At 69.5% G+C, this 21,112-nt stretch carries 19 protein-coding genes and 1 tRNA gene; 12 read left to right on the forward strand and 8 right to left on the reverse strand.

Annotated elements, in window-relative coordinates; translation table 11 throughout:
• Positions 1 to 22: 22 nt before the first annotated feature.
• Together ACZ48Y_RS03950 and ACZ48Y_RS03955 are read left to right on the forward strand one after the other, a co-directional pair.
• Positions 23 to 244 (forward strand): dodecin, encoded by a 222-nt coding sequence (locus ACZ48Y_RS03950; RefSeq protein WP_464742369.1) that lies wholly within the window; start codon positions 23 to 25, stop codon positions 242 to 244.
• A gap of 34 nt (positions 245 to 278) precedes the next feature.
• The gene (locus ACZ48Y_RS03955; RefSeq protein WP_464742371.1) at positions 279 to 620 is read left to right on the forward strand and encodes a DUF3234 domain-containing protein; all 342 of its coding nucleotides are present in this window, start codon (positions 279 to 281) and stop codon (positions 618 to 620) included.
• On the opposite strand, the gene ACZ48Y_RS03960 is transcribed toward ACZ48Y_RS03955, so the two are convergent.
• From ACZ48Y_RS03960 to ACZ48Y_RS03985, 6 genes are all read right to left on the reverse strand, one after another.
• On the reverse strand, positions 589 to 1,758 hold the full coding sequence (locus tag ACZ48Y_RS03960) for an ABC transporter permease subunit (RefSeq protein ID WP_464742373.1): 1,170 nt from the start codon (positions 1,756 to 1,758) through the stop codon (positions 589 to 591). The two genes, ACZ48Y_RS03955 and ACZ48Y_RS03960, sit on opposite strands and share 32 nt — an antisense overlap.
• Positions 1,748 to 2,476 carry an ABC transporter ATP-binding protein gene (locus tag ACZ48Y_RS03965; protein ID WP_464742375.1) on the reverse strand — a complete coding sequence of 243 codons (729 nt, stop codon included), beginning with the start codon at positions 2,474 to 2,476 and terminating at the stop codon, positions 1,748 to 1,750. Before ACZ48Y_RS03965 ends, ACZ48Y_RS03960 begins: the two co-directional genes overlap by 11 nt.
• Positions 2,477 to 2,544: 68 nt before the next feature.
• Entirely contained in the window at positions 2,545 to 4,290 is a 1,746-nt protein-coding gene (locus ACZ48Y_RS03970; protein WP_464742377.1) for an acyl-CoA dehydrogenase family protein, read from the reverse strand.
• Positions 4,287 to 5,495: a thiolase family protein gene (locus ACZ48Y_RS03975; protein ID WP_464742380.1), complete on the reverse strand. Its 1,209-nt coding sequence runs from the start codon at positions 5,493 to 5,495 to the stop codon at positions 4,287 to 4,289. Before ACZ48Y_RS03975 ends, ACZ48Y_RS03970 begins: the two co-directional genes overlap by 4 nt.
• A gap of 9 nt (positions 5,496 to 5,504) precedes the next feature.
• Complete coding sequence (locus ACZ48Y_RS03980) at positions 5,505 to 7,820, reverse strand: 3-hydroxyacyl-CoA dehydrogenase/enoyl-CoA hydratase family protein (RefSeq protein WP_464742382.1); 2,316 nt, start codon at positions 7,818 to 7,820, stop codon at positions 5,505 to 5,507.
• Positions 7,821 to 7,830: 10 nt separating this feature from the next.
• Positions 7,831 to 8,409, reverse strand: a complete 579-nt coding sequence (locus tag ACZ48Y_RS03985) for an NUDIX domain-containing protein (protein ID WP_464742384.1) — start codon at positions 8,407 to 8,409, stop codon at positions 7,831 to 7,833.
• A gap of 99 nt (positions 8,410 to 8,508) precedes the next feature.
• Between ACZ48Y_RS03985 and ACZ48Y_RS03990 the strand changes: the two genes are divergently transcribed.
• From ACZ48Y_RS03990 to ACZ48Y_RS04020, 7 genes are all read left to right on the forward strand, one after another.
• Positions 8,509 to 10,188, forward strand: a complete 1,680-nt coding sequence (locus tag ACZ48Y_RS03990; protein ID WP_464742386.1) for a long-chain-fatty-acid--CoA ligase — start codon at positions 8,509 to 8,511, stop codon at positions 10,186 to 10,188.
• A 35-nt stretch (positions 10,189 to 10,223) separates the two neighbouring features.
• Positions 10,224 to 11,045 carry a prohibitin family protein gene (locus ACZ48Y_RS03995; RefSeq protein ID WP_464742388.1) on the forward strand — a complete coding sequence of 274 codons (822 nt, stop codon included), beginning with the start codon at positions 10,224 to 10,226 and terminating at the stop codon, positions 11,043 to 11,045.
• Positions 11,042 to 12,772, forward strand: a complete 1,731-nt coding sequence (locus tag ACZ48Y_RS04000; protein ID WP_464742390.1) for a 2-oxoacid:acceptor oxidoreductase subunit alpha — start codon at positions 11,042 to 11,044, stop codon at positions 12,770 to 12,772. The genes ACZ48Y_RS03995 and ACZ48Y_RS04000 overlap by 4 nt, the downstream gene beginning before the upstream one ends.
• Positions 12,769 to 13,590 carry a thiamine pyrophosphate-dependent enzyme gene (locus ACZ48Y_RS04005; protein ID WP_464742392.1) on the forward strand — a complete coding sequence of 274 codons (822 nt, stop codon included), beginning with the start codon at positions 12,769 to 12,771 and terminating at the stop codon, positions 13,588 to 13,590. The genes ACZ48Y_RS04000 and ACZ48Y_RS04005 overlap by 4 nt, the downstream gene beginning before the upstream one ends.
• A gap of 10 nt (positions 13,591 to 13,600) precedes the next feature.
• Positions 13,601 to 14,923 (forward strand): 3-phosphoshikimate 1-carboxyvinyltransferase, encoded by a 1,323-nt coding sequence (gene aroA, locus ACZ48Y_RS04010; RefSeq protein ID WP_464742394.1) that lies wholly within the window; start codon positions 13,601 to 13,603, stop codon positions 14,921 to 14,923.
• Positions 14,913 to 15,902, forward strand: coding sequence for a DHH family phosphoesterase (locus ACZ48Y_RS04015; protein WP_464742396.1), 990 nt, complete (start codon positions 14,913 to 14,915; stop codon positions 15,900 to 15,902). The genes aroA and ACZ48Y_RS04015 overlap by 11 nt, the downstream gene beginning before the upstream one ends.
• Positions 15,903 to 16,015: 113 nt before the next feature.
• Positions 16,016 to 16,831, forward strand: a complete 816-nt coding sequence (locus tag ACZ48Y_RS04020) for an MBL fold metallo-hydrolase (protein WP_464742398.1) — start codon at positions 16,016 to 16,018, stop codon at positions 16,829 to 16,831.
• On the opposite strand, the gene ACZ48Y_RS04025 is transcribed toward ACZ48Y_RS04020, so the two are convergent.
• Positions 16,819 to 18,072, reverse strand: a complete 1,254-nt coding sequence (locus ACZ48Y_RS04025; RefSeq protein ID WP_464742399.1) for a glycerate kinase type-2 family protein — start codon at positions 18,070 to 18,072, stop codon at positions 16,819 to 16,821. The two genes, ACZ48Y_RS04020 and ACZ48Y_RS04025, sit on opposite strands and share 13 nt — an antisense overlap.
• A 21-nt stretch (positions 18,073 to 18,093) precedes the next feature.
• Here ACZ48Y_RS04025 and ACZ48Y_RS04030 point away from each other — a divergent pair, with 21 nt between their 5' ends.
• Entirely contained in the window at positions 18,094 to 18,861 is a 768-nt protein-coding gene (locus ACZ48Y_RS04030; RefSeq protein WP_464742401.1) for a metalloenzyme, read from the forward strand.
• A gap of 24 nt (positions 18,862 to 18,885) precedes the next feature.
• Here ACZ48Y_RS04030 and ACZ48Y_RS04035 read toward each other — a convergent pair.
• Positions 18,886 to 18,962: transfer RNA gene (locus tag ACZ48Y_RS04035), tRNA-Pro, on the reverse strand.
• 81 nt (positions 18,963 to 19,043) lie between these two features.
• On the opposite strand from ACZ48Y_RS04035, the gene leuC reads away from it, so the two are divergent.
• Positions 19,044 to 20,471: a 3-isopropylmalate dehydratase large subunit gene (leuC, locus tag ACZ48Y_RS04040; protein ID WP_464742403.1), complete on the forward strand. Its 1,428-nt coding sequence runs from the start codon at positions 19,044 to 19,046 to the stop codon at positions 20,469 to 20,471.
• Positions 20,458 to 21,072: a 3-isopropylmalate dehydratase small subunit gene (locus ACZ48Y_RS04045; protein WP_464742405.1), complete on the forward strand. Its 615-nt coding sequence runs from the start codon at positions 20,458 to 20,460 to the stop codon at positions 21,070 to 21,072. Before leuC ends, ACZ48Y_RS04045 begins: the two co-directional genes overlap by 14 nt.
• Positions 21,073 to 21,112 lie beyond the last annotated feature (40 nt).

Consider the following 21,112-nt stretch of genomic DNA (forward strand, 5'->3'; position numbering starts at 1 on the left):
TGGAAGACGGAAGGAGCCAACGATGAGCAAGGTCTACAAGAAGATCACCCTGGTGGGCACCAGCCCCGACGGCATCGGCCCGGCGGTCAAGGGCGCGATCAAGCGCGCCTCGGAGACCCTCCGCCACCTCGACTGGTTCGAGATCAAGGAGGTCCGCGGACGCATCGAGGACGGCGAGGTCGTCGAGTTCCAGGTCGTGCTCGAGGTCGGCTTCCGCCTCGACGAGGGCGACCGCGCCGACTAAGCACGGGGGCCCCGAAGGGCCCCCGATCCCGAAGATGGACCTGCTCTCCGTTCCCTGGTTCGTCCTCGAGGACCCCGAACGCCCCGGCGAGCACCTGGTGATGCAGGCCGGGGCGATGAAGTTCGTCCTGGCCTGGACCGAGGAAGCCCGGGCGGCCGCCTTCGTCCTGGGGAACCCCGCGGCGAAGGGGCTCGTGCCCTTGGAGCTGGCGAGCCGCCCGCTCAAGGAGACCTTCCTCGAAGCCGCCCGGCGGCTCGGCGCGAGCCACGTGCTCTTTGACTACGAACCCGGCCTGCACCAGGCCCCGGCGGCCCCGGTCGAGGGCTTGTTTGAGGCCCTCGCGGCTAGTTCCGGAACACCGCCTCCTCGCGGGTGAAGCTCCGGTAGGCGAGCCCCAGGCTCAAGAGGGCGTAGACCAGCGTCGACCCCCAGGTGATGCCGGCCGCGGTGAGGTCCGCCTTGGCCCGCAGCACCGCGTCCATGAACATCGCCGGGCCGACCACGGGAATCGCGAAGTAAAGGGGGTTTTCCCCGATGAAGGCGGAGGCCGTGGCCAGGATCGCGACCGGCACCACCAGCGCGGTGTAGAGCAGGCCCAGGCTGCTCTGGGCCTCCTTGTAGGAGCGGGCGATCACCCCCAGCCAGAGCTCGAGCCCCACCACCATCACCGCGAACAGCACCCCGGTCACGAAGAGCAGGCCGAGCGGACCAAGGCCGATCTGAAAGGCGACGCTTTGGGTCAGACCCTCGTCCAGGGGCAGCGCCCTGCTGGCCACGAGGAACCCGCCCAGGACCACCCCCACGAGGCCGCTCACCGTGGCCAGCAGGCCCACGACCAGCGCCGCCCCGAGCTTGCCCAGCAAGAGCTCGAAGACCGGGACCGGGCTGGCCAGGAGGACCTCGAGCGTCCCCCGCTCCTTCTCCCCCGCGGTGGCGTCAATCACCACCCCCATCGAGCCGCCGACGATGAAGATCAAGAGGAACATGGGGATCAAAAACCCGAGCAACCCGGCCTGCTGGGCCTGCGGCGGGGAGACGTCCTCGGTAACCACCTGGAAGGGCTCGAGGATCGCGGGATCGAGGCCCGCAGCGCGCAGCCGCTCGGCGACCAGCTCGCGCTTGTAGGCCTCGAGCACGGCCTTGAGCTTGCCCAAGAGCGCCTCGGCCTTCAACCCTTCCTGGGAAAGCCGCGCGTAGACGACGATCCGCCCGCCCTCGTAGACCAACCCCAGGTCGGCCTCGCCAGCCTGAACCTCGGCCCGGGGATCGGGCGCCGGTCGAAGCTTGAACCTCGCCGCCTGGAGCTGCGCGGCCAGGGCCTCGGGAAGCCCCCGGACGGCAACCTTTTGGGCCTTTTCCACCTCCTTGGCCCCCAGGCTGCCCACGACCAGCGCCGGCATGAAGGTGAGTACCGGCATCAACACGACCGGCAGCACGAGCTGGCTGAAGACCGCCCGCCGATCGCGGAAAAAGAGCAAGACCTCCTTGATGAAGACGTTCAGGCTAGGCCGCATGCTGACCCTCCACGGCGCGGATGAAGGCGTGCTCGAGGGTGGGCGCGTCGAAGCGGACCTTGGCCTCGGCGACCGTGCCCTGGTAGATCAGCCGGCCCTGGTAGAGGAACCCCACCCGGTCGGCGATCTCCTCGGCCTCGGGCAGGACGTGGGTCGAGTAGAGGACCGCCCGGCCCGCGTCGCGTTCCGCCAGGACCCGGTCCAAGAGCGCCCGCCGGGCGAAGACGTCGAGCGCCTTGGTCGGCTCGTCCAGAAGGAAGACCATCGGCCGGTGCAGAAAGGCCCGGGCCACGATGATCTTCTGGCGCATCCCGCTGGACATCGCCTGCACCTGGCGGGTGAGCGCCTCCCCCAGCCCGAAGACCTCGTCCAGCTCGCGGATGCGGGCCTCGATCGTGGCCTCCTTCAACCCGTAAAACCGCCCGAAGAAAGCCAGCGTCTCCCGCCCGGTGAGGCGCTCGTAGAGCCCCATGCCTCCGGTGACGTAGCCCGCGAAGCGCCTCACCACCAGCGGGACCCGCGCCGGGTCCTCCCCGAGGACGCGAACCCACCCGCCGTTACGCCGGATCAGCCCCACCAGGATGCGCAGCGTGGTGGTCTTCCCGGCCCCGTTGGGGCCCAACAGGGCGTAGATCTCACCGGGGTTCACCTCGAAGGAAACGCCCTTTAGCGCTTCGTCGCTGCCGTAACGCTTGGTCAGGCCCTCGACCTCGATCATCGCCACCCCATCCTGGCATAAGGCACCCGCCGACCCGCGGAAAAAACGGGCCGGCGGGCAGGTGTTCCTCAGAAGGGGTAGGCTTCGGCTTCCAGAACCGCGTCCACGACCGCCTTCTGGATTGCGATCCGGTCCACCGGATCGTGCTTGGTCAGGCGCCGGGCGGCGCTCATCAGCATGCGCAGGTCCGAGCCCTCCTCGAGGTAGGGCAAGAGCGCCTGGGCCTCGGTGCTGGCGCGGTCCATGGCCTCGGTGAGGTAGTACTCGGTGGCCTTGAGGCTGAGGTCGTCCCCGCGCTTTTGCGCCCGCAAGAGCGCGCTCTCCGCGGCGTAGGCGGCGATCGCGATGTCGGCAACGCGCATCAGGACCTCTTCCTCCTTGGCGATCTTCTCGCCGAACTTCTGGGCCGCGATCCCGGCGGTCATCAACGCCAGCTTCTTGAGCCCATCAACGTAGCCGTAGAGCCGCTCGTAGTCGTCCTCCGGGGCCTCGCCGAAGGCCGGCTCGAGGAGCTCTTCTTGAAGCTTCATCGCCGCCTCGTAGAGCGGCAGCTCCCCTTTTAGCGCCCGCCGCAGCATCATCCCCGGGATCAGCAGGCGGTTGATCTCGTTGGTACCCTCGAAGATGCGGTTGATGCGGCTGTCGCGGTAGGCCCGCTCGATCGGGTACTCCTGGATGTAGCCGTAGCCGCCGTGGATCTGGACGCCTTCGTCGACGACGTAGTCCAGCACCTCGGAGCCAAAGACCTTGACGATCGAGGCCTCGACCGCGTACTCCTCGATGGCCCGAACCGTCTCCTCCTTGCCCAGCCGAAGGATCTCCTCGTCGATCAGGCCCACGGTGCGGTAGACCGCGCTCTCCGCCGCGTAGGTGTAGATCGCCATCCGCGCCAGCTTCTCCTTGATGGCGCCGAACTTGGCGATCGGCAGGCCGAACTGCTTGCGCTGCTTGGCGTACCTGGCGGCGTCGCGGATCGCCACCTTGGCCCCGCCGACGGCCCCCGCGCCAAGCTTGTAGCGCCCCACGTCGAGCACCAAGAAAGCGATCTTGTGCCCCTTGCCGATCTCGCCGACGATGTTCTCCGCGGGGACCTTGACGTCCTCGAGGATCACCTGCCGGGTCGAGGAGGCCTTGATCCCCATCTTGTGCTCCTCGGGGCCGAAGGAGAGGCCCGGGGTGTCCCGCTCGACCAGGAAGGCGGTGAACTGCTCGCCGTTGATCTTGGCGAAGACGATGAAGAGCTGGGCGAAACCGGCGTTGGAGATGAACTGCTTGGTGCCGTTGAGGACGTAGAACTTGCCGTCCTCGGTGGGGGTGGCGGTGGTCTTGATGCCGAGCGCGTCCGACCCGGCGCCGGGCTCGGTCAGGGCGTAGGCCGCGATCCACTCACCGGAGGCCAGCTTCGGCAGGTACTTCTGCTTTTGCGCTTCGGTGCCAAAGTAGACGATGGGCAGGGTGCCGATCCCGGTGTGCGCGCCGACGGTGACCGCGAACCCCCCAGCCTCGGAGAGGTTTTCGGCGATCACCGAGCTCACCACCTTGGGGAGCTCGAGCCCCCCGTACTGCTCCGGGATGTCCGGGGCCAAGAGCCCGAGCTCCCCGGCCTTCTTCATCAGCCGGGGGTTTTCCTCGAGCATCCGCTCCTTCGAGGTCTCCATCTCCGGCAGCACCGGCAGGACCTCGCGCTCGACGAAGGTGCGCGTGGTCTCCGCGATCATGCGCACCGTCTCGTCGAAGTCCTCGGGGGTGTAGACCGCCTCGGCGCGCTCCAGCAGGAAGCCGCCGCCCTTCTTCCAGAGGGGTTGCTCGCTCACTTCGCACCTCCTTCGGGATACACCTCAAAGATGCCCGCGGCGCCCATGCCGCCGCCGATGCACATCGTCACCAGACCCAGGCCCCCGCCGCGGCGGCCGAGCTCGTAGACCAGCTGGGTGGTGAGCTTGGCCCCGGTCGCCCCCAGGGGGTGGCCGAGGGCAATCGCCCCACCGTTGACGTTGGTCTTCTCCTCAGGCATCTTGAGCTCGCGCATCACTGCCAGCACCTGGGCGGCGAAGGCCTCGTTGAACTCGATCAGGTCGATGTCCGCCATCGTCACCCCGGCCTTCTCGAAGGCCTTGGGCACCGCGTACATCGGCCCGATGCCCATGACGTCGGGGGCCACCCCGGCGACCTGGAAGGTGACGAAGCGGGCCAGGATGGGGAGCCCCAGGGCCTCGGCCTTCTCCCGGCTCATCACGATCACCGCCGCCGCCCCGTCGGAGTAAGGCGAGGCGTTGCCTGCGGTCACCGTGCCCCCGACCTTGAAGGCCGGCTTGAGCTGGGCCAGCTTCTCCAGGGAGGTGTCCGGGCGGACCGTCTCGTCCTTGGTGAAGGGCACCACCTCAACCTGCTTCTTGGCTCCCTTGTAGCTGACCTTCTCTACCGGAATGGGCACGATCTGGGCGTCGAAGCGCCCCTCGGCCCAGGCCTTGGCGGCAAGCTGGTGGCTTCTGAGGGCCCACTTGTCCTGATCCTCGCGGCTGATGCCGAAGCGCTCCGCCACCCGTTCCGCGGTGTAGCCCATACCGATGTAGGCGGAGTAGGTGTCCGGGCTCCAGGTGTCCGGGGTGAGGTCCGGGTGCAGCCGGGTGTGGTAGCCGCTCATCGGCACCTGGCTCATCATCTCCACGCCCCCGGCCAGGACCGCGTCGGCCATGCCGCTCAGGATGGCCTGGGCGGCCATGGCGATGGTCTGCAGCCCGGAGGAGCAGAACCGGTTGACCGTCGCCCCGGGCACCTCCACCGGCAGCCCGGCCCGAAGGAGCGCGAGCCGGGCGATGTTCAGCCCCTGGCTGGCCTCGGGCATCGCGCACCCCCAGAGCACGTCGTCGAGGGTCTTGGGGTCCAGCGAGACCCGCTCGATGGCGGCCTTCATGACCTCGGCGGAGAGGTCCACCGGGTGGACCGTCGCCAGGGCGCCGTTCTTCTTGCCCCGCGCCACGGGGCTGCGTACCGCGCTTACGATGACCGCTTCTCGCATGCTTCCTCCCTAGTTCCGGATCGGTTTTCCGGTCTTCAGCGTGTGCAGCACCCGCTCGAGGGTCTTCTTGGTCCCCGCGAGCTTCAAGAAGGCCTCGCGCTCGAGGTCCAGGATCTCCGCCTCGCCGACCTCCCGGGGCGGGCCGTCGCCGCCGGAGAGGACGTAGGCCAGCTCCAGCGCGATGCGCATCTCGTGATCGGTGATCTGGCCCGCCTCGCGGAATTGCCAGGCGGCGTACTTGAGGTTGCCGTAGGCCTCCTTGCCCAGCACCTGGATGCGCCGGTAGCCGGGCACCGGGGGGACGTAGTCGGGGGCGAGGTCCAGGACCCGTTCCTTGGCCCGCTGGGTGAGGCGGTCGCGGTTCATCACGATCTCGTCGGCCTCGCTCAGGTAGCCGAGCTTCCTGGCCTCGAGGGCGCTCGTCGAGGTCTGGGCCATCGCGATCAGCCCGAAGGCCCGCTTCACCGCCTCGAAGGGGTCCGCCTCCTCATAGGGGGCGAGCGCCTCGCTGAAGCGGAAGAGCATCTCCTTGGTGCCGCCGCCGGCGGGGATCAGCCCCACCCCCACCTCGACCAGGCCCATGTAGAGCTCGGCGTGGGCCACCACTCGATCGGCGTGCAGGACGTACTCCGCCCCGCCGCCCAGGGTCAGGCCGAAGGGGGCCACGACGACCGGGAAGGGAGCGTAGCGCAGCCCCATCGTCGCCCGCTGGAAGGTGCGCACCGCGAGGTCCAGCTCGTCCCAGTCGCCCTCCTGGATGAGCATCGCGATCATGCCCAGGTTGGCGCCGGCGGAGAACGCGCGGGGGTCGTCGTTGGTCACCACCAGGCCGTTGAGCCCCTCCTTCTCGATGTAGCGGACGGCCCAGTCGGTGAGCGAGAGGATGCCCTCGCCGATGGTGTTGACCTTGCTGTGGAACTCGAGCAAAAGCACCCCGTCGCCGAGGTCGACGAGGGAGGCCTCCTTGTTCTCCTTGACCACCCGGCCGGCCTCCTTGAGCTCGGCGATGGCGATGTGGCCGGGGATCGGGTAGACCGGCGCATAGGCGCCGTCGAAGGTCAGGTAGTGGCGCTGGCCGTCGACCTTCTTGTAAAAGCCCTCCTTGGCTTTCTGCAACAGCGCGGGGAGGGAAAGACCGAGGGCCTCGATGAGCTGGCGGGTGGTTTCGACGCCGACCGCGTCCATCTGTTCGAAGGGGCCCATCTCGAAGCCGAACCCCCAGCGCATCGCGCGGTCCACCGCCACCAGGTCGTAGGCGATCCCCGGCGCCTTCTCCAGGGTGTAGTGGCTGGTGACGGCGAAGAACTCACGCATGAAGGGCCCGTAGGGCGCGGGCAGGTCCAGCACCTTCCTCAAGCGCTCGGCGAGGGGCCGGTCCTTGAGCTCGCCGTAGCCGGGGATCCGGGGCTTTTGCCGGGGGCGGTACGTGAGGGTCTGGGGATCGATCGCGTAGATCTCCTTGCCCTCTTTCTTGTAGAAGCCGGCCTTGGTTTTCTCTCCGAGCCGCCCTTCGGCGACCAGTCGCTTGACCCACTCGGGGAGCTCGAAATCCTCGCCGGTCGCAGCCTTGAGCTCCTCGGCCACGTGCATCAAGACGTCCAACCCGGTGAGGTCCGCGGTGCGGAAGATCGCGCTCTTGGGCCGGCCGGTCAGGGGACCCAAGAGGGTGTCCACCGCTTCGATGGAAAGCCCGTGCTTTTCCATCAGGCGCACCGCCTGCACCATGCCGTAGACCCCGAGGCGGTTGGCGATGAAGCCGGGCACGTCCTTGGCCCGAACCAGGCCCTTGCCCAGGACCCGATCCCCGAAGGCCTCGATCGCGCTCAGGACCTCGGGATCGGTCTCCGGCGTGGGGATGATCTCCAAAAGGTGCAGGTAGCGCGGAGGGTTGAAGAAGTGGGTCCCCAAAAAGCGCTTTTTAAAGTCCTCGCTGCGGCCCTCGGTGAGGACCTTCATGGGGATCCCCGAGGTGTTGGTGCTGACGATCGCGCTGGGCTTGAGGACCTTTTCCAGCTTGGCGAAGAGCTGTTGCTTGGGCTCGGGCTTTTCGATGATCGCCTCGACGACCCAGTCGACGTCCTTGAACTTGTCGAGGTCGTCCTCGGTGTTTCCGATCTCGATCAAACGGACCCGGTCCTTGTCCATGAAGGCCGCAGGCCGCGCCTTCATGGCGCGCTCCAGGCCCTTCTTCACGATGGCGTTGCGGTCCTCCCCCTCGGCGGGGATGTCCAGCAGCACCACCGGCACCCCGGCGCTCGCCGCCAGCGCGGCGATCCCCGCGCCCATGGTGCCTGCGCCTACGACGCCGATCTTTTTAATCCGCATGCCCACCTCCTTATACCGAGTATAAACTTATACCCGAGAGATGCCGCCAGGCAACCTGGGACCAGCCCTCGAGCCGACCAAAGCGGGCCTCGACCACGTTGGGGAAGACGAAGCCACCGCGCAGCTTCTCCGGCTCGCGCACCCGGGGCACACCCTCGGGCGCGACGAGGTACAGCACCCCGAGGTGGACCCGCGCGACCGGGGCCTCGTCGGTGCGCAAAAGGCCGAGCCTTTTTACGGCCTTGGCGCGCACCCCGAGCTCCTCCCAGAGCTCGCGGAAAAGCGCGAAGGTCACCGGGTCACGGCAGAGGTCCTCGGGGTTGACGTGGCCCCCGATGCCGATCGAAGCCCGGCCCACGAGCCGCTTCTCGCTCGAGGCCGCGATCCGCTCGGTGAGGAAGATCCGGCCCGTTTGCACCACCACCGCGTAGGGGATGAGTTGCAACAGGCGCGGGTCCGACTCCGCCGGTTCCCGGGGAACGAAACGCCCATGCCTGCGCACCAGCACGTCGAAGCCCTCGGGCAGGGGCTGCACCCGAAACGCCGGGGGCGGCGCGAGCTCGGCGGGGATGACGTACACCAGCTCCACATCCCCAGCCTACGGGCTAGGAACTTGAACCGGGTGAAGGTTTAGACTAGATCAAAAGATCCCCTGGGCTATCCTGGGGGCACACCGCGGGAGGTCAACATGGACAAGCCTTGGTACGCCCACTACGATCCCGGGGTTCCCCACACCGTGGACTACCCCAAAGAACCCCTCTACCACCTCCTGGAAGACGCGGCGACGCGCTACCCCAAGCAGCAGGCCCTGGACTTCCTCGGCTACCGCATGACCTACGAAGCGCTTTGGGAGAAGACCCGGCGGTTCGCCCGGTTTCTCCAGGATCAGGGCCTGAAGAAGGGCGACCGGGTGGCGGTGATGCTGCCGAACAGCCCCCAGTACCTGATCGCCTTCTTCGGCACCCTGCTCGCGGGGGGCGTGGTGGTGAACACCAACCCCCTCTACACCCCCAGCGAGCTCAGCCACCAGCTCAAGGACTCCGGGGCGCGCTTTTTGGTGATGCTGGACCTGCTCTGGCCCCGCTTCGCGGAGATCGAGGCCGAGGTCCCCACGGAGAAAGTGATCACCACCGGGATCCAGGACCACCTTCCCTTCCCCAAGAACCTGCTCTATCCCCTCAAGATGAAGCGCGAGGGCAAGTGGGTCAACCTGCCCCAGCACCCCAAGCGCCGCGACTGGCGCGAAGCCTTAGGTGCCCCACCGGAGCCGCAGCGCCACCCTCCGGAGATCGACGCGGTGGCCCTCTTGCAGTACACCGGGGGCACCACCGGCACCCCCAAGGGTGCGATGCTCACCCACCGCAACCTGATGGCCAACGTCCACCAGGTCCTGGCCTGGGCCCCGGGGCTCGAGCCCACCAAGGAGGTCATGCTCGGCGTCCTCCCCTTCTTCCACGTCTACGGGATGACGGTCTCGATGAACTTCGCCCTGGCGCTGGGGGCCAAGCTGGTGCTCCTGCCGCGCTTTGAGATCAAGCAGGTGATCGAGGCCATCGAGCGCCACAAGGTCACCCTCTTCCCCGGGGTGCCCACGATGTACGTCGCCTTCAACACCTTCCCGGGGATTGAACAACGCGACGTTCGCTCGATCAAGGTCTGCATCTCGGGCGCGGCCCCCTTGCCGGTGGAGGTGCAAGAAGAGTTCGAGCGCCTCACCGGGGCCAAGCTGGTCGAGGGCTACGGCCTCACCGAGGCCTCGCCGGTGACCCACTGCAATCCCATCTACGGCCCGCGCAAGAAGGGCTCGATCGGCCTGCCCCTGCCCAGCGTCGACGCCAAGACCGCGGACCCCGAGCGCGGCGACCTGCCCCCCGGCGAGGTCGGCGAGCTCGCGGTCAAGGGCCCGAACGTGATGAAGGGCTACTGGCAACGCCCCGAGGAGACCGAGGCGGTGCTGGTCGACGGCTGGCTCTACACCGGGGACATCGCCCGGATGGACGAGGAGGGGTTCTTCTACATCGTCGACCGCAAGAAGGACATGATCATCGCCAGCGGCTACAACATCTACCCCCGCGAGATCGAGGAGGTCCTCTACCAGCACGAGGCGGTCAAGGAGGCCGCGGTGACCGGCGTCCCCGACCCCTATCGCGGCGAGACGGTGAAGGCCTTCGTCGTGCTGCGCGAGGCCTACAAGGGGAAGGTAACGGAGAAGGATCTCGAGGCCCACGCTCGAAAGCACCTCGCCGCCTACAAGGTGCCCAAGCTCTGGGAGATCCGCGACGCGCTGCCCAAGACCGCGGTGGGCAAGATCCTCCGCCGCAAGCTGCGGGAAGAGGAGATCGCCCGGCAAAAGCGGTCGGAAAGCTGACCCAGCCCGACCAGACGGGCTGATAGGGTGAGGCCATGAACCGCTACGGACAGCTCGCCTGGGGTGGGGCGGGAATCGTGTTCCTGCTCCTTTTGATCCTCGCCGCGTCCGGGGTGCGCATCGTCGACAACCGCCACGTCGGCTGCCAGGTCCGGCTGGGGCAGATCCAGACCCAGGAGACCCCGCCCGGGGTGCACTGGGTCCTGGTCCCCATCGAGTCCCTGGCCACCGTCCCCACCTATACCCGCATCCTCGACTACAAGGGGGTGGAGGTCCTGGCCAAGGACGGCCTGCGGATCCACATGGACATCACCGTCGGCTACCGCATCCGGCCCAGCCAGGCCTGCGAGGCCTTCTTGCAATACACCGACATCGAGCAGGGGCTGGTGGTGCCGGAGATCCGCTCGGCGCTGCGCAAGGTGGCCTCCCGCTTCAACTCGACCGAGTACTACGAGCGCCGCTCCGAGGTCGACGCGAAGATCGTCGCCGCGCTCGAGGAGCTGGAAAACCCTTACTTCCGCGTCGTGCAGGTCAACATCCGCAACGTGGTGCTGCCGGATTCCGTGGTCGAGGCCATTCAGCGTAAGATTATCGCCAAACAGGAGGCTGAGCGAATGCAATTCGTCCTGCAAAAGGAGCAAAAGGAAGCCGAGCGCAAGGTCATCGAAGCCAGGGGGATCGCTGAGGCCAACCGCACGATCGCCGACTCCCTGACCGAGAACTACCTGAAGTGGTACCAGATCCAGGCGATCAAGGACCTCGGCCAGTCCCCGGCCAACACCTTCATGGTCGTTCCCTACGACGCCGGCCTCTTCCCCGTCCCCACCTACCCGCTCCCGCCTGGAGGGCGCCGGTGAGGGTCGCGCGGATCGCCGGTCCCCAGGGGTCCGGGGTGGACACCCTGGCCCAGCTCCTGGCCATTGCCCTGCTCAAGGCCGGCCACGAGGTCCTGGGACGGCGGGAGTACCACTCGAACATCATGGGCCGCCACAGCTACCTGGACGTCGCCTTCGGACCCGAGCGCCCGCGTGCCTTCCCCGGACCGGCCGACCTGATGCTGGCCCTCGACGCCGAGAGCGTGGTGCGCCACCTGGACGGCGTGCGTCCGGGGGGCACGCTGCTCTTCCCCGAAGGGGCGGAGAAGGAGCGGATCGCCGCCCTCCCCTTCCTCGACCCCCGGCCCAAGGCCGGGGTCCTCGAGCGGCTCGGCGGGGGCGCGACGGTCGCCGAGGCCCTCGCCGCCCACCGGGCGAACGGGGTCGAGACCGTTCCCTACGCCTTCTCCGTCTCGGGACGCAGCAAGAACGTCGCCGCGCTGGCCCTTTTGGCGCAACGCCTGGGGCTCTCCGGAGGTGCGCTGCAGGCCGCCCTCGAAGCCCGCTTTGGCCAGCGGCCGGGGGTGCTCGAGGCCAACCTCGAGGCGTTGCGCCAGGTCTACCCCGAGCCCGAGCCCCCGCTCCCCGAACGCGGCGACCGGCTCTTCTTGACCGGGGCCCAGGCCGCGGCCCTGGGCAAGGTCCAAGGGGGGCTCGAGGTGCAGAGCTACTACCCGATCAGCCCCGCCACCGACGAGAGCACCTACCTCGAGGCCCGGCCCCAGAGCGGAGTCCGGGTGGTGCAGCTCGAGGACGAGATCGCCGCGATCCACTTCGCGATCGGCGCCGCCTTGGCGGGCCGGCGCGCGGCGACCGCCACCAGCGGCCCGGGCTTCTCCCTGATGGCCGAGGCCCTGGGGTTCGCGGGGATCGCCGAGGTCCCCTTGGTGGTCAGCCTCTACATGCGCGGCGGGCCCTCGACCGGGCTGCCCACCCGCACCGAGCAGGGGGACCTGCTCTTTAGCCTGTTCGCCGGTCACGGCGAGTTCCCCCGGCTGGTCCTGGCCTCCGGCGACATCGCCGAGGCCTACCACGACGCCGCCTGGGCGCTGGACCTGGCCCAGACCTACGAGACCCCGGTCATCCACCTCCTGGACAAGGAGCTGGCCTCGGGCTTCGCCGGCCTCGCCCGCGACGAGCTGAAGGCCCCGGCCCCCGACCCAGGCGCGCCGACCCCCTCCCCCGCGACGCGCCCCTACCCGCGCTTTTCCGGGTCCTTCCTCCCCATCGGCACCCCGGGCACCCACTACTGGATCACCTCCGACGAGCACGACGCCCTCGGCCACATCACCGAGGACCCCGTCGTGCGCCGCGAGATGATGGACCGCCGCCGGGACAAGCTGACCCGCGCCGCGCGGGAGATCCCCGCGCGCCTCGCCTTCTCGGTCCACGGCGAAGGGCCGATGACCCTGGTCGGGTTCGGCAGCATGAAGGGCGTGGGGATCGAGGCCGCGCGCAAGCTCGGCTGGCGCTACCTGAACCTGCGCCTCCTCTGGCCCTTCCCCGAAGCCGCGAAGCCCTTTTTTGAAAACGGCTTCGCGGTCGTCGAGCAAAACCAAAGCGGCCAGCTGGCCACCCTGATCCGCCAGGCGACCGGACGCGCCCCGGCGTTCTCGGTGCGCAAGTACACCGGCCGGCCGGTGCTGGTAAACGAGCTGGTGGAGGCCCTGAAAGCGGGCCAGGATGCGGTCCTGATGGAGGGCGTATGAAACCGAAGGCGTACCTCAGCGAGATGACCCCCGACTGGTGCCCGGGTTGCGGCGACTTCGGCATCCTCTCGGCGATGAGCCGCGCTCTGGCGGCGCTCGAGATCCCCCCGGACCGGGTGGCGGCGGTCTCGGGGATTGGCTGCTCCGCCAAGACGATCCACTACCTCGCCGCCTACGGCGTGCACAGCCTGCACGGCCGCCCCCTGCCCCTGGCCCAGGGGCTGAAGGTGGCCCGGCCGGAGCTCACCGTCTTCGCCCTGGCCGGCGACGGGGACGCGCTGGGGATCGGGGCCGGGCATCTGGTCGCGGCCGGGCGGCGCAACGTCGACCTGACCTACATCATCTTCAACAACGCGGTCTACGGCATGACCAAGGGCCAGGCCGCGCCGACCCTACCGCAGGGCGTCAAGACCAAGGCGCTCGCCCAGCCCAACCCGCAAGGGGCGCTCGATCCCCTCCTTTTGGCCTTCTCCGCGGGCTATCCCTTCATCGCCCGGGGCTTTGCCTTTGACGTCAAGGGCCTCGCCGAGCTGATCCGCCGCGCCATCGCCCACCCCGGCCTGGCCCTGGTCGAGGTACGCCAGCCCTGCCCCACCTACAACGACCTCTACACCGCGGAATACTACCGGGAAGCCGGCTACGACCTCGAGGCCGAGGGCTACGACCCCACCACCGCCAGCCCCGAGGCGTTCCTCACCAAGGTCATGGAGGTCGAACGGGTGCCCTTTGGCGTGTTCTGGGAGCGGCCCCGGCCCGCCTTCGCCACCCCCGTCGAGCCCGAAGGCGGAGACCGCCTCCTCGACGCCCACCGCGTGTAGGTAAACGCGCATGCGATCTCCCTGGGCCCAACTCGACGACGTGCGGGCGCTGCGCCTCTTTCCCCCGCCCGGTCCGGTGCACGCGGCGGTCCGGGTGCCGGGCTCTAAGAGCGCGACCAACCGCGCCCTGCTCCTTGCCGGCTTCGCCGAGGGCCCCTCGACGCTCCGGGGCATCCTCAAGAGCGACGACGCCTACTGGGCGGTCGAGGCCCTGAAGGCGCTGGGCATCCCGGTCGCGGTCGAGGGGGAGACCGCGCGGGTCGTCGGCGGCGGCCCAAGGACCGACGAGGCCGAGGTCTTCGTCGGGTCGGCGGGCACGCTGGCCCGCTTCCTCACCGCGATGCTGGCCTTCACCCCGGGCCGCTGGACGCTGGATGCCAGCCCACAGATGCGCCGCCGGCCGATGGACGCGCTGCTCGAGGCGCTGGCCTCCCTCGGGGTCCGCATCACCTACCTGGAAGCCCCGGGCCGCTTTCCCTTCGTCCTCGAAGGGCGAAGGCTCCGTGGGGGGGAGGTCCGCGTCCCCGGCGTGCCCTCCTCCCAGTTCGTCTCCGCGCTGCTCATGGCCGCTCCCCTCGCCGAGCGGCCGGTGGAGATCGTGGTGGAAAAGGGGCTGGTGCAGCCGGACTACGTGCGCCTGACCCTGGAGGCGATCCGGACCTTCGGAGGCTTCGTGCAGGCCGAGGGGCTCGAGCGCTTCACCGCCCACCCCGGGGGGTACCGGGGACGCACCCACGCCCTCGAGGCCGACGCCAGCGCCGCCGCCTACTTCTTCGCCCTGGCCGCGGCGAGCGGCGGCGAGGTCACGGTGACCAACCTGGACCCCAACACCCTGCAGCCGGACCGCGACTTCGTCGAGGTGCTCGCGCGCATGGGCGCCGAGGTCGACCTCGGCGAGGCGGGGATCACGGTTCGGGGACCGGCGCGGCTCAAGGGCGGCTTCGTCCAGTCGCTGCACCGCATGAGCGACCAAACCCCCACCCTCGCCGCCCTCGCGGCGATGGCCGACGCCCCGGTGCGCATCACCGAGGTCGCCCACATCCGCCACCACGAGACCGACCGCATCCGGGCCATGGCCGAAGAGCTGACCCACGCCGGGGCGCGGGTGGTCGAGGAAGCCGACGGCCTCACCGTGCATCCCGGGAGCCTGCGCCCCGCCCGGCTGAAGAGCCACGACGACCACCGGATCGCAATGAGCCTGGCCCTGCTCGCGCTGCGGGCGCCGGGACTGGAGATCGAGGGTCCGGGGGCGGTGTCCAAGACCTTCCCCGACTACTTCGAACGCCTTGAGGCGCTGGGGTTTCGCGTTATACTCGAACGTTATGGTGGATAACGCCCCCGAACCACGCTACTGGGAGAAGATGCGCCTCGTCGCCGAGACGTTGAAGACCGTCGAGGGGCCGATCTACATCGTGGCCCACGTCGACCCCGATGGGGATGCCCTGGGCAGCACGCTGGGCCTTTATCGGGCGTTGAAGGCGCTGGGCAAGGACGCCTACTGGATCATGGATCCGCCCCGTTTCCTGCGCTTCATCCCCCGGGAGGAGGAGTACACCGACCCGGTCGAGGCCCTTCCGGAGAACGCCACCCTGGTGGTGATGGACGCCGGGGACAAGGACCGGGTCTACGGGGCGCCGGTGCAAGGCTTCGTCATCAACCTCGACCACCACGGCTCGAACTCGCGCTTTGGCCAGATCCACGTCGTCGACCCCACCAAGCCCGCGGCGGCGATGATGGCCAAGGACCTGATCGACCTCCTCGGCGTCGCGTGGAACGAGGCGATCGCCACCCCGGTGGTCACCGGGATCATGACCGACACCGGCTTTTTCAAGAACGCCAACACCACCCCCGAGGTCTTCGAGACCGTCGCCGAGCTGATCGGCTACGGGGTCAAGTACGCCGAGCTCGCGGACCGGCTAACCTGGCGGCCGCCGGAGTACTTCAAGCTCCTGGGGCTGGTCCTCTCCACGCTGGAGTTCCACTTCAACAAACTCGCGATCAGCGCCTACCTCACCCCGGAGATGGCCGCCGCCGCGGGCACCAGCATGGAGGACTCCGACGACTTCGTGGGGCTCTTGAAGACCGCCGAGGGCGCGGTGGTGGCGCTCTTTTTCAAGGTCCTGGAAGACGGGGTCAAGGTCTCGATCCGCTCCAAGGGGGGGGTGAGCGCGCAGCGCATCGCCCTCAAGCTGGGAGGCGGGGGCCACGTCCCGGCGGCCGGGGCCACCCTCGTAGGGGTCAGCCTGGAGGAGGCCAAGGCCCGGGTCCTGGAAGCGGTCGAGGAGGAGCTGGCACGCGCGGGCTACCTCTAGCCGAGATCGTCGCGGACGGGGTCTGGCGGCTCGCCCTTCCGGTCCCCTACCCGATCGGGCACATCAACGCCTACCTCATCGAGGCCGACCGCCCGATCCTGGTGGACCCGGGGATGGACCCCACCCTGCTCGAGGCCGCGCTGGCGCCCACCGGGGTGCGGCTTCAGGACGTCCAGGACGTCCTCATCACCCACCACCACCCGGACCACTACGCGCTCTCCGGGCTGCTCGAGGCCCAGGGCAAGACGATCTGGCTGCCCCAGGCGGAGCTTTCCACCGGGCACGTCTTTTGGAGCGCGCTCGAGCGCTGGATCGCCGTGGGCCGGGTGGAGCTCGTCCGCCACGGCGCGCCCCCGGCGCTCGCCGAGGAGATGGTATCGAGCATGCGCAGGACCCGGGCGAAGGTGCACCCGCCCACCGCCCCGCGGCCCTACGCCGGCACGTTCACCCTGCAGGGTCGGCGCTTTCGCGCCCTGCCCGCCCCCGGCCACGCCGAGGGGCAGGCGGTGCTCTGGCTCGAGGACGAAGTCCTCTTCGTCGCCGACGCCGTCTTGGAGACGATCTCGCCGATGGTGGCGAAATGGCCCTACTCCGAGGCCAACCCCCTTAAGAGCTTCCTGGACACCCTGGACCGGCTCGAAGCCCTCTCGCCCACCCACGTCCTTCCCGGCCACTTCGCCGGGTTCGACCTCCGAACCCGCGCCCGGGCCCTCAAGCGTCACCACGCCGAACGCCTGGAGGCGGTGAGGGCCGCGCTCAGGGGCGGCCCCCAGACCGCCTGGGCGGTCTCGCTGGCGGTCTTTCCCGGCCTCGAGGACCCTACCCAGCGCCGCTTCGCCCTCGCTGAGACCCTCGCCCACCTGGCCTACCTCGAGGCCCAGGGCGAGGTGCGCGTGCTTCCCGGGGAACCCGTGCGCTACGCGACGTAGATCAGGCGCAGGTCGTTGAGGTTGTTCGCGGTGGGGCCGGTCCTGACCAGGTCGCCGAGGGCGTCGAAAAAGGCGTAGGCGTCGTTGGCCCGGCGGTGAGCCTCGGGGTCCAGCCCCAGCGCCAGCGCGCGGTGCAGGCTGTCCGGGCTAAGGAGCGCCCCGGCGGCGTCGGTGGGGCCGTCGACCCCGTCGGAGTCCACCGCCAGCGCCCAGACCCCGTCCGCGCCCAGGCGCACCAGGAGCTCGAGCAAGAACTGCTGGTTGCGCCCGCCCAGGCCGCCGCCGCTGACCCGGACCCCGGCCTCCCCCCCGCTGACCAGGAAAAAGGGCGGACGCCGGGGCAGGCCCTGGTCCCGGGCCGCGCCCACCAGCGCGGCGTGGACCCCGGCGAGGGGCCCCGCGAGCTCGACGAAGCGGTCGGAGAGGATCAGCGTGGCAAACCCTGCCCCCTCCAGGTGCCCGCTCGCGGCGCGCAAGAGGTCGGCGTTGCCGGCCAGGAGCCGGTTTTCCACCCGGGAAAAGACCGGACTCCCGGGCTTCGGGGTCTCGGGGAGGGCCCCCGCGGCGCCGCGCTCGAGGTGCGCGCGGGCGGCAGGGGCCTCGATGCCGTAGCGATCGAGCACCGCCAGGGCGTCCTCGAAGGTCGTGGGGTCGGGCGCGGTGGGACCCGAGGCGACGACGCTGACGTCGTCGCCGGGCACGTCGGAGTAGAAGAGGGTCAGCACCCTGGCGGGGTAGGCAGCCTCGGCCAGCCGCCCTCCCTTGATCCGGGAGAGGTGCTTGCGCACCGCGTTGATCTCGTGGATCGTGGCCCCGCTCTTCAAGAGGGCCTCGGTCAGGGCGCGTTTTTCCTCCAGGCTCACCCCCCAGGGGGCGGTCCAGAGCGCGCTGCCCCCGCCGGAGACCAAGACGAGGAGGGTGTCCTCGGGGCCCAGGTCGCGGGCAAAGGCCAGCGCCCGTTCGGCGGCCTGCACCGAGCGCGCGTCGGGCAGGGGGTGGCCGGCCTCGAGCAGGGAGAGCTTGCGCAGCGGGCCGCCGTGGCCGTCGCGCGTCGTGCCGAACCCCCGGACGTCCTCGACGACCGCCTCCACCGCCTGGAGCATGGGCCAGGCGGCCTTGCCCACCGCGAGCACGTTCAACGGCCCGCGCAGCCCGAGCGCGCGGAGCCCGGCCTCGGTGCGCGCGCGGGGATCGGTGGCCTCGAGCGCGGCCTTCATCGCGGAAAGGAGCAGGGATCGCACCCCTCGATAATAATGGAAGCGGTGTTCTTCCTCTTCGTCGACGGCCTCGGCCTGCCGAGCGGCCCCTCCCCGGTGGGGCCTCGGCACCTGCCCGCGCTCCACGCCCTGGGCGGGCTCGAGGCCGGCCTCGACGCCACCCTCGGCGTGCCCGGCCTGCCCCAGTCGGGCACCGGCCAAACCGCGCTCCTCACCGGGGTGAACGCCGCGCTTTGCCTCGGGCATCACTTCGGCCCCTTCCCCGGAAAAACCCTCAGGGAACGCCTCGAACGAGAAGGCCTCTTCGTCGAGCTCGGCCGGCGGGGCCTGCCCTGGCTGTTCGCCAACGGCTACCGCGAGGCCTACCTGGCCCGGGTGCGACGGCGTCCGGGCTTCGCCTCGGCCTTCGCCCAGGCCACCCTCGCGGCGGGCGGGCGGCTCCTATCGCGGGACGACCCCCGAGCGCTGGACCCGCTCCTCGCCAACTCCGAGCGCGAGGCCCGGAAGGCCAGGGCCCTGCTTGGGGACCATGCCCTTCTGGCTCTCGAGGTCTTCATGCTGGACTATGCCGGCCACCGTGCCCAGGCCGAGATCCCCGCCCTTCTTGGCCGGCTCGATCGCTTCGTTGCCGCCCTCGTCGAGCGCGACCTGCCGGTCGTGCTGGCGAGCGATCACGGCAACGCCGAGGCCCCCGAGCACCCCCACCACACGCGAAACCCCGCGGTCTTCTGGACGAACCGCCCGGCCAAACGGCGCCCCCGGTCCCTGACCGGAGTCAAGGCGCTGCTGTTGGAGGGCCTGCGCAAAGCGTAAGGCCCGGCCTTGGCCGGGCCTTTTTGGTCGGGGCGAGAGGATTTGAACCTCCGACCACCTGAACCCCATTCAGGTGCGCTTCCTGGCTGCGCTACGCCCCGCAGCACCCGCCAGTGTATCGAAACGAAGCGAGGCTTGTCAACGCAAACGCCCCTTGTATACTCATGCAACCAAGGAGGGTTATGGGGAAGACGCTCTACGAAAAGGTATGGGAAGCGCACACCGTGCGCGAGCTCGAGGACGGCCGCACCCAGCTCTTCATCGACCTGCACCTGGTGCACGAGGTCACCAGCCCGCAGGCCTTCGCGATGCTGAGGGAGCGCGGGCTGAAGGTCAAGATGCCCCACCGCACCTTCGCCACCGTGGACCACATCGTCCCCACCGACCGCCAGGTCGAACCCTTCGCTGACCCCCTGGCCCAGGAGATGATCGAGACCCTGCGGAAGAACGTCCAGGAGTACGGAATCACCTTCTTCGACCTCAAGAGCGGCCGCCAGGGGATCGTCCACGTCATCGGCCCCGAGCTCGGTCTGACCCAACCCGGCTTCACCATCGTCTGCGGCGACAGCCACACCTCCACCCACGGCGCCTTTGGGGCGGTGGCCTTTGGCATCGGCACCACCCAGGTGCGGGACGTCCTGGCCACCCAGACCGTGGCCATGAACCGGCTCAAGGTGCGGCGCATCAACGTCAACGGACGGCTCGCTCCCGGGGTCTACGCCAAGGACGTGATCCTGCACATCATCCGCACCCTGGGGGTCAAGGGGGGGATCGGCTACGCCTACGAGTACGGCGGCGAGGTCATCGACCGGATGGACATGGAAGGGCGGATGACGATCGCCAACATGTCGATCGAGGGCGGGGCCCGCATCGGCTACATGAACCCCGACGAGACCACCTTCGCCTACCTGGAGGGCCGGCCCTACGCGCCCAAGGGCGAGGACTGGACGCGGGCGGTCGCCGCCTGGCGGGCGCTGGCTTCCGACCCCGACGCACGCTACGACGACGTCGTCGAGATCGACGCCAGCGAGATCGCCCCCACCGTGACCTGGGGGGTGCACCCCGGGCAGTCGGCCCCGGTCGACGGCCGCGTTCCGGACCCCAAGGCCTTCCCGGAGGGCGACCGCCGCCAGGTCGAGGACGCCCTCGCCTACATGAAGCTCAAGCCCGGCCAGCCGCTTCATTCGGTCAAGGTCGACGTCGCCTTCATCGGCAGCTGCACCAACGCCCGCCTCAGCGACCTGCGCGAGGTCGCCCGCCACATTCAGGGCCACCGCGTCGCCCCCGGGGTGCGGGCGATCGTCGTGCCCGGAAGCCAGACCGTGGCCCGCGCGGCGGAGGAGGAAGGCATCGCCGAGGTCTTCCGCGCCGCCGGGTTCGCGTGGCGGGGGGCGGGCTGCTCGATGTGCCTGGCGATGAACCCCGATCGCTTGGTGGGCGACGAGCTCGCGATCAGCAGTTCCAACCGCAACTACAAGGGCCGCCAGGGCAGCCCCACCGGGCGCACCGTCCTGGCCAGCCCGCTCACCGTGGCCGCCAGCGCGATCCGCGGCCACATCGCCGACCCCCGCGAGGTCTTCGGACTGGGAGGTGCCCATGCCGCCGATTGAACGCATCCAGGGTCGCGCCGTGGCCATCCGCGGCGCGGACATCGACACCGACCGCATCGTCCCCGCACGCTTTTTGAAGACCGTGACCTTCGACCACCTGGGCGAGGCTCTCTTCTACGACGAGCGCTTCGACGCCGAGGGTCGGCCCAAGGACCATCCCCTGAACCGCCCCTCGGCCAAGGGGGCGCGGATCCTCGTGGTCAACGCCGGCTTCGGCTCCGGCTCCTCGCGCGAGCACGCCCCGCAGGCGATCCGCCGCGCGGGGTTCGAGGCGATCATCGGCGAGTCCTTCGCCGAGATCTTCTTCGGCAACGCCAGCCAGATCGGCCTGGTCTGCGTGGTCGCGGAGCCGGAGGACGTCGCCCACCTGATGCAGACCGTCGAGGAGCGGCCCGAGACCGAGGTGGAGATCGATCTTCGGGCGATGGAGGCTCGCTACGCCGGCAGGACGATCCCGATCTTCCTCCCCGAGGCGGTACGGGCGGCCTTCCTCGAGGGCCGCTACGACCCCCTCGAGGTCCTGATGGACCCCGAGGCGATGCGCCGGGTCGAGGCCCTCGACGAGGCGCGGGCGGCCCCGGGCAAGCCGGGTTTGTATTGACGGCGACACCACTCCCCCCTGCCCTCCCGGAGGATGGAGG

It is taken from the genome of Rhabdothermus arcticus (assembly GCF_055382915.1).

Bases quoted from the DNA above. Each gene is read 5' to 3' on its own strand.
- ACZ48Y_RS03990 (WP_464742386.1), top strand. From the start codon at position 8,509: ATGGACAAGCCTTGGTACGCCCACTACGATCCCGGGGTTCCCCACACC.
- ACZ48Y_RS04005 (WP_464742392.1), top strand. From the start codon at position 12,769: ATGAAACCGAAGGCGTACCTCAGCGAGATGACCCCCGACTGGTGCCCG.
- ACZ48Y_RS03980 (WP_464742382.1), bottom strand. From the start codon at position 7,820: ATGCGGATTAAAAAGATCGGCGTCGTAGGCGCAGGCACCATGGGCGCG.
- ACZ48Y_RS04020 (WP_464742398.1), top strand. From the start codon at position 16,016: ATGGACCCCACCCTGCTCGAGGCCGCGCTGGCGCCCACCGGGGTGCGG.
- leuC (WP_464742403.1), top strand. From the start codon at position 19,044: ATGGGGAAGACGCTCTACGAAAAGGTATGGGAAGCGCACACCGTGCGC.
- ACZ48Y_RS03955 (WP_464742371.1), top strand. From the start codon at position 279: ATGGACCTGCTCTCCGTTCCCTGGTTCGTCCTCGAGGACCCCGAACGC.
- ACZ48Y_RS03995 (WP_464742388.1), top strand. From the start codon at position 10,224: ATGAACCGCTACGGACAGCTCGCCTGGGGTGGGGCGGGAATCGTGTTC.
- ACZ48Y_RS03950 (WP_464742369.1), top strand. From the start codon at position 23: ATGAGCAAGGTCTACAAGAAGATCACCCTGGTGGGCACCAGCCCCGAC.
- aroA (WP_464742394.1), top strand. From the start codon at position 13,601: ATGCGATCTCCCTGGGCCCAACTCGACGACGTGCGGGCGCTGCGCCTC.
- ACZ48Y_RS04015 (WP_464742396.1), top strand. From the start codon at position 14,913: ATGGTGGATAACGCCCCCGAACCACGCTACTGGGAGAAGATGCGCCTC.
- ACZ48Y_RS03965 (WP_464742375.1), bottom strand. From the start codon at position 2,476: ATGATCGAGGTCGAGGGCCTGACCAAGCGTTACGGCAGCGACGAAGCG.
- ACZ48Y_RS03960 (WP_464742373.1), bottom strand. From the start codon at position 1,758: ATGCGGCCTAGCCTGAACGTCTTCATCAAGGAGGTCTTGCTCTTTTTC.
- ACZ48Y_RS03975 (WP_464742380.1), bottom strand. From the start codon at position 5,495: ATGCGAGAAGCGGTCATCGTAAGCGCGGTACGCAGCCCCGTGGCGCGG.
- ACZ48Y_RS04045 (WP_464742405.1), top strand. From the start codon at position 20,458: ATGCCGCCGATTGAACGCATCCAGGGTCGCGCCGTGGCCATCCGCGGC.